Here is a 6,426-nt window from a genome sequence, read left to right as displayed (position 1 = left end):
TTGTAGGCCTTGAGTTCGGCGCGGGTGGGGAGCTTGCCGTGCACCAGCAGGTGGGCGATCTCCTCGAATTCGCAGGTCTCGGCGATGTCGAGGATGTCGTAGCCGCGGTAGTGCAGGTCGTTGCCGGTGCGGCCGACCGTGCAGAGCGCGGTATTGCCGGCGGCAACGCCCGACAGGGCGACGGATTTCTTCGGCTTCGGGGTGGCGAGCGGTTGCGCTTCGGACATGTGGGGTCTCCTTTGGAATGCTGTGCTGTCTGACTTGTATTGACTTGGCTTGTGATGGCGGCGGCAGCCGCGTGGCTGCCGCGTCCTTACTTGGACTTGCCCTGGGCGAACAGGGCGTCGAGCTTCTGCTCGAAGGCGTGGTAGCCGATGCTCTCATACAGTTCGGCGCGTGTCTGCATGGTATCGACCACGTTCTTCTGCGTGCCGTCGCGGCGGATCGACGTGTAGACGTTCTCGGCGGCCTTGTTCATGGCGCGGAAGGCCGACAGCGGGTACAACACCATCGACACGCCGGCGCTGCCCAGTTCGTCGGTGGTGAAGAGCGGCGTGGCGCCGAATTCAGTGATGTTGGCCAGCACCGGCACCTTCACCGCGTCGACGAACTTGCGGTACATGTCGAGGTCGGTCATGGCTTCCGGGAAGATCGCGTCGGCGCCGGCTTCCACGCAGGCCACGGCGCGTTCGATGGCCTTGTCCAGGCCTTCCACGGCGAGCGCGTCGGTGCGCGCCATGATGACGAAGTTCTCGTCGGTGCGCGCATCCACGGCCGCCTTGATGCGGTCGGCCATCTCGTCCTGCGAGACGATTTCCTTGCCTGGGCGGTGGCCGCAGCGCTTGGCGCCGACCTGGTCTTCGATATGCATCGCGCCGGCGCCGAACTTGATCAGCGACTTGGTGGTGCGCGCCACATTGAAGGCCGAGGCGCCGAAGCCGGTGTCCACGTCCACCAGCAGCGGCACGTCACACACGTCGGTGATGCGGCGGACATCGGTCAGGACATCATCCAGGTTGGAGATGCCCAGATCGGGCAGGCCCAGCGAGCCCGCGGCCACGCCGCCGCCCGACAGGTAGATCGCGCGGTAGCCGGCGCGCTTGGCCAGCAGCGCATGGTTGGCGTTGATGGTGCCAATGACCTGCAGGGGATGCTCATCGGCCAGGGCCTGGCGGAAACGGGCGCCGGCGGAGCGGGCGAGGTCGGATGTCGAGAAGGTCATGATCTTGGCTTGTGAGGTGGACGGGCTGTATAGCGCAAGGGGTGTGCCAGCGGGCCCGGCGGTCCCGCGCAAGCCGCCGGGCGGCCTCGGCTGGCGCCGGCAAGCCCTTGATTCGCCTGGGATGGCGCCGTCCATGGCATTTCGCGCCCAAGGATTGAGGCGCTATCGGCATGTCATTTCTATTTCTGAAATGAAAGATTGCATTTCAATATTGAAATGCAATCCGTCGGCGCGCACAATTCAAAGATTAGTCCGCCTGACCCATCCTCGCCCAAGTTTCCCTCAATCGCGCCGATATGAGTAACGCCCTGACCACTCCCGTCAACCTGCCTGCCGCCGGCACCGGACGCCCGCGCATCTGGGCGATCGGCATCAGCCGCCTGTCGCGCGCCTTTGCCGACCTGATCCCGGGCTACGCCGCCCAGGCGGAATTCCGCATCCTCGGCAAGGGCTACGCCGCGGCTGCCAGCGCGATTGCGCGGGAGGCGCGCGAGGGGCGGCTCGATGCCGTGGTGGCGGCTGGCTCGAACGGCGCCTACCTGCGCCAGCACGTGGACGTGCCGGTGGTGCTGGTCAAGGTGACGGGGTTCGACGTGATGAGCGCGCTCTCGACCGCGCGCCGCATTTCCCCCCGTGTGGCGCTGGTGACCCACGCCGCGACCTATCCCGAGGTGGACGAGTTCGTGCGGACCTTCTCGCTGTCGATCCCGGCCTACACCTACCTGACCGAGGACGACGCCGCGGCCCGCGTGAAGGCGCTCAAGCAGGAAGGGGTGCAGGTGGTGGTGGGGCCCGGGATGGTGACCGACCTGGCCGACCGCATCGGCCTGATCGGCGTGTTCCTCTATTCCGGCGTCTCGGTGCGCGGCGCGCTGGAGGATGCCATCGAGGCAGCCCGGCTGCGGCGCATCGAGTCCAGCCGGCGCGACTACGTCAACACCATCCTGGCGCACCTCAACGAGGGCGTGGCGGCGGTCGATGCGGAAGGGCGCATCCAGACCTACAACCCGGCCATGGAGCGCTTTCTCGGCATTGCCCCGCCGGCCGCGCTGGGCCGCAAGCTGCAGACGCTGGCGCCCGCGCTGTCGCTGGACAATGTCATGCAGAGCGGCAACAAGGAACTCGAGGCGATCCACAAGCTCGGCGACAAGATGGTGGTGGTCAACCGCATACCCATCGTCACCGACGCCGGCACCGCCGGCGCGGTTCTGACGCTGCAGGATGCCAATGCCATCCACCGGGTCGACCGCAACCTGCGTTCGCGCAGCCGCGCCCGGCCGGCGGGCGTGCGCTACAGCCTCGACGACCTCRCCGGCGCTTCGCCTGCCATGCATCACCTGCGGGAACTGGCGCGGCGCTACGCGGCAGTGGATTCCACCGTCCTGGTGGGTGGCGAAAGCGGCACCGGCAAGGAAGTGCTGGCGCAGGGCATGCACGACGCCAGCCCGCGCCGGGTCTTTCCTTTCGTGGCCGTCAATTGCGCGGCATTTCCGGAAGCCCTGCTGGAAAGTGAACTGTTCGGCTACGAGGAAGGTGCCTTCACCGGCGCGCGCCGCGGCGGCAAGGCCGGCCTGTTCGAGTCTGCCCACAATGGCACGCTGTTCCTCGATGAGGTCGGCGACATGCCGCCGGCACTGCAGACCCGGCTGCTGCGCGTACTGCAGGAAAAGCAGGTGTTGCCGATCGGCGGGCTCGACTCGGTGCCGGTCAATGTGCGGGTCATCGCCGCGACGCACCGCGACCTGGGCGCGCTGGTGCGGCAAGGCAGCTTCCGCCAGGACCTGTACTACCGCCTCAATATCCTTCGCATCGAGATGCCACCGCTGCGCGAGCGCGCCGGCGACCTGCCGGAGCTGGCCGAACTGCTGTACCGGCGCRCCCAGGAGCGTCTGGGCCATGCGCAGCCCCAGCCTCTGCCACAGGCGGTACGGGAAAGGCTGTCGGGCTACGGCTGGCCGGGCAATATCCGCGAGCTGGAGAACGTGACCGAGCGCATTGCGGTGCTGGTGGTGGGCCGCAGGCTGGCGCCACGCGACTTGCTGGCCGAATTGCAGGCCGCCGCGCCGGAATTGTTCGGTGCGGCGCCCGAGGCCGGGCCGCCGCCGCAGGGCGAAAGCGCGCCGGTGGCCTGGGGTAGCGCCAAAGATGGGGAGAATGGCCAGTCCCTGGCGGGCGTGGCGCGCGCCAGCCAGGCCGAGCATATCCGGCGCGTGCTGGCGCAGTGCGGCGGCAACCGTGCCGCGGCGTGCCATGCCCTGGGGATCAGCGCCACCACTTTGTGGCGGCGCCTGAAGGACGACGGAAAGTAGGCCGGTGGCCGCTTGAGGGGCGCGCCGCGGCTAGGCGGCGTTCAGCCAGCGAAGCTGGATGTCGCCTTCGAGGAAATCCTGTCGTGTGGCGTGGAAGTCACGAACATATTCGCTGTTGAGGTGGGATTCCAGCGCGTGCCGGGAATTCCACTCCATATAGAGCACGAACACTTCGGTGTCCTCGGCGTCCTCGCCCACGTGGTATCGCAGGCATCCCGGCTCCATGGCACCGCGCGTGCGCAGTGCGTCGAGCTTGGCGCCCAGGACCTCACGGTGCTGGGACTTGGCGCGAGCGATACCGACGAGCGTGTACGTTCTGGGCATGGTGTGACGGGCGAAGCGGGTAGCGGCGTATTGTAGCTTTGCGCGTGCTGCCCGGACGGAAAGCCTGAGGGGCGGGGCCGGATATTTCCCCGGTGGTTGACAGAGGGTGCGGTTGTGGTTCTGGCGATCCGGCAACCGCGCGCCCGCTCTGCGCGCGAACCTGGAATGGAGACGGGCCTTCGGAGGCACACGGTTCCGGGGCGGTGAAGCCACGGTCGCCCGAGCGGCGAGGCCACGCGTCCCGAGCGGCATATTCCGCCCTGAACCGCCCTGAACCGCCCTAAAGTTCTCCCGCGTTCCGCCGTTAAGCTGCCACGCCCCATTCACTCTGCACCCGGAGAGCTGGCATGCTGAAACGCATCAAGACCAAACAGCTTCAAGTCGGCATGTTCGTGGCCAGGGTGGGCGGGCCATGGATCGAGCACCCGTTCTGGCGTTCGCGCTTCCCGGTGACCAGCCAGGAACAGATCGACCAGATGGTCGCCTCGACGGTCGAGGAGGTGTGGATCGACCTGCTCAAGGGCAAGGGCATCGCGCCGCCGGCGCCGCCGGTGCCGCAGGCGGCGACCGGTTCGCTGACCGTGAATCCCGTGGCCGACGAGCCGCAGGGCGCGGTGCCCCATTCGGGCGTGCCGCTGGAGGTGGAGCTGGGGCTGGCGCGTGACGTGATGCGCAACGGCAAGGCGGTGGTCGGGTCGATGTTTACCGACGCGCGCATGGGCCGCGCGCTGGAGGTCGAAGGTGCCTTGCTGCTGGTCGACTCGGTCTCCAACTCGCTGACCCGCCATTCGCAGGCGCTGATCGCACTGGCACGCCTGAAGGTGCGCGACGACTACACCTACCTGCATTCCTTCGCGGTCTGCGTCCTGATGATCGCGCTCGGGCGCACGCTCGGGCTGGACAACGGCACCGTGCAGCAACTCGGCCTGGCGGGGCTGGTGCACGATATCGGCAAGGTCGCGATTCCGGCCAAGGTCCTGCACCGGAACGGCCCGCTGAGCGCGGCCGAGATGGAGGTGGTGCAGCGCCATCCCTCCGTCGGCTATCGCATCCTCAACGAGGCCAGGCTCTACAGCAATATCCCGCTCGACGTCTGCATCCACCATCACGAGCGGATCGACGGGCGCGGCTATCCCTTCGGCCTGCGCGCCAGCGAGATCAGCGTGCATGCCAAGATCGCCGGGGTATGCGACACCTATGACTCGCTGACCTCGGACCGGCCCGGCCACGAGGCGTGGTCACCGGCGCGGGCGCTGGAGTACATGGCAGTGCGGGTGGACACCTTGTTCGACCGCACCGTGTTCCAGGCTTTCACGCGCTCGATCGGCATCTACCCGCTGGGCACCGTGCTGCGCCTGCGCTCCGGGCGGCTGGCGGTGGTGTTCGCGCAGCACGACAACGAGCCGCTGCGCCCGCGCGTGAAGGTCTTCTACTCGGTCACCGACGCCGCGCACCTCGCGCCGCAGACGCTGGACCTGCGCGAGACGGAGGACGCCATCGTCGGCTTCGAGGACCCTGCCCGGTGGGGCCTGCGCGACGAGCAGCTGCTGGAGCTCTGCGCGGCGGCCTGAGCAGCGGTCCGAGCGGCGCCGCCATGGCCGCGGGCCGTCAGCCCGCCCAGGCCATCTCCAGGATCCGCGCGGCATCGCCGCCCGCGCTGATGCCCATCACCGCGCCCCATTCGGGATCGAAGCGGCTGTCGAGGAAGGCGCGCGCGCAGGCCGCGTCGGCGTGCTCGAGCATCAGGCAGGCCTGCGCGGCCAGCACCAGGCGCGTGGTGGTGCGCCGCGCCTCCGCCTGCTGCGCCTGCTCCGGCAGGCGCAGTGCCTCGCGCAGGCCGGCCACGCAGGCCAGGATGCGGGGCTCGCCGGCACCCACGGCCTCCAGGCGCGCCAGCACGCGCAGATAGTCGTCGGGATTGCGGCCGATGGCGCGCAGGACGTCAAGGCACATCACGTTGCCCGAGCCTTCCCAGATCGAATTGACCGGCGCGTCGCGGAACAGCCGGCCCATCGGGCCGTCCTCCACGTAGCCGTTGCCGCCGAAGACCTCCATCGCTTCGCCGGTAACCTCCACCGCGCGCTTGCAGATCCAGAACTTGGCGGCGGGCGTGAGGATGCGGCGCCAGGCCAGCCGGTCGGCGTCGTCGGTGGCCTCGAACGCGGTGGCCAGGTCCATTGCGAGCAGCATCGCGGCTTCGGCTTCGAGCGCCATGTCGGCCAGCACGCGCGCCATCAGCGGCTGGCGCACCAGCGGCTTGCCGAACGCGCTGCGGTGCCGCGCGTAGTGCAGCGACTGCACCAGCGCCTGGCGCAGGAAGCCCGCGCTCGACAGCGCGCAGTTCAGCCGGCTGTAGGTGGCCATCTCCAGGATGGTCGGGATGCCGCGGCCTTCGTCGCCCACCATCACGCCCCAGGCGTCGCGGAACTCCACCTCGCTGCTCGAATTGGAGCGGTTGCCGACCTTGTCCTTGAGACGCTGGATCTCGATGGCGTTCTTGCTGCCGTCCGGAAGCCAGCGCGGCACGAAGAAGCACGACGAGCCGGCCTCGGTGTTGGCCAGCACCAGGTG

At 68.5% G+C, this 6,426-nt stretch carries 6 protein-coding genes; 2 read left to right on the top strand and 4 right to left on the bottom strand.

All coding sequences use genetic code 11. The features are described from left to right. Nucleotides 1–227 (bottom strand): citrate/2-methylcitrate synthase (locus tag AC1DO7_RS38380; protein WP_441615444.1); only part of this gene is annotated, 227 nt, incomplete at its 3' end. 86 nt (nucleotides 228–313) lie between these two features. Beyond that, nucleotides 314–1,222 carry a methylisocitrate lyase gene (gene prpB / locus AC1DO7_RS38375; protein ID WP_441615446.1) on the bottom strand — a complete coding sequence of 303 codons (909 nt, stop codon included), beginning with the start codon at nucleotides 1,220–1,222 and terminating at the stop codon, nucleotides 314–316. 296 nt (nucleotides 1,223–1,518) lie between these two features. On the opposite strand from prpB, the gene prpR reads away from it, so the two are divergent. Beyond that, nucleotides 1,519–3,531: a propionate catabolism operon regulatory protein PrpR gene (gene prpR / locus AC1DO7_RS38370; RefSeq protein WP_477117354.1), complete on the top strand. Its 2,013-nt coding sequence runs from the start codon at nucleotides 1,519–1,521 to the stop codon at nucleotides 3,529–3,531. 30 nt (nucleotides 3,532–3,561) lie between these two features. Here the strand turns inward: prpR and AC1DO7_RS38365 are convergent, their stop codons facing one another. Further along, entirely contained in the window at nucleotides 3,562–3,855 is a 294-nt protein-coding gene (locus AC1DO7_RS38365) for a putative quinol monooxygenase (RefSeq protein WP_441615450.1), read from the bottom strand. 347 nt (nucleotides 3,856–4,202) lie between these two features. Between AC1DO7_RS38365 and AC1DO7_RS38360 the strand changes: the two genes are divergently transcribed. After that, the gene (locus tag AC1DO7_RS38360) at nucleotides 4,203–5,426 is read left to right on the top strand and encodes a cyclic di-GMP phosphodiesterase (RefSeq protein ID WP_441615452.1); all 1,224 of its coding nucleotides are present in this window, start codon (nucleotides 4,203–4,205) and stop codon (nucleotides 5,424–5,426) included. A 37-nt stretch (nucleotides 5,427–5,463) separates the two neighbouring features. Here AC1DO7_RS38360 and AC1DO7_RS38355 read toward each other — a convergent pair. After that, nucleotides 5,464–6,426, bottom strand: a 963-nt coding sequence (locus AC1DO7_RS38355) for an acyl-CoA dehydrogenase family protein (protein ID WP_477117353.1), incomplete at its 5' end; no start/stop codon positions are given.

This window comes from Cupriavidus sp. 05N40, from assembly GCF_056397305.1.
The sequence above is the reverse complement of the archived record's forward strand: the minus strand, read 5'-3'. Positions and strand labels throughout refer to the sequence as shown.

Bases quoted from the DNA above. Each gene is read 5' to 3' on its own strand.
- AC1DO7_RS38360 (WP_441615452.1), top strand. From the start codon at position 4,203: ATGCTGAAACGCATCAAGACCAAACAGCTTCAAGTCGGCATGTTCGTG.
- prpB (WP_441615446.1), bottom strand. From the start codon at position 1,222: ATGACCTTCTCGACATCCGACCTCGCCCGCTCCGCCGGCGCCCGTTTC.
- AC1DO7_RS38365 (WP_441615450.1), bottom strand. From the start codon at position 3,855: ATGCCCAGAACGTACACGCTCGTCGGTATCGCTCGCGCCAAGTCCCAG.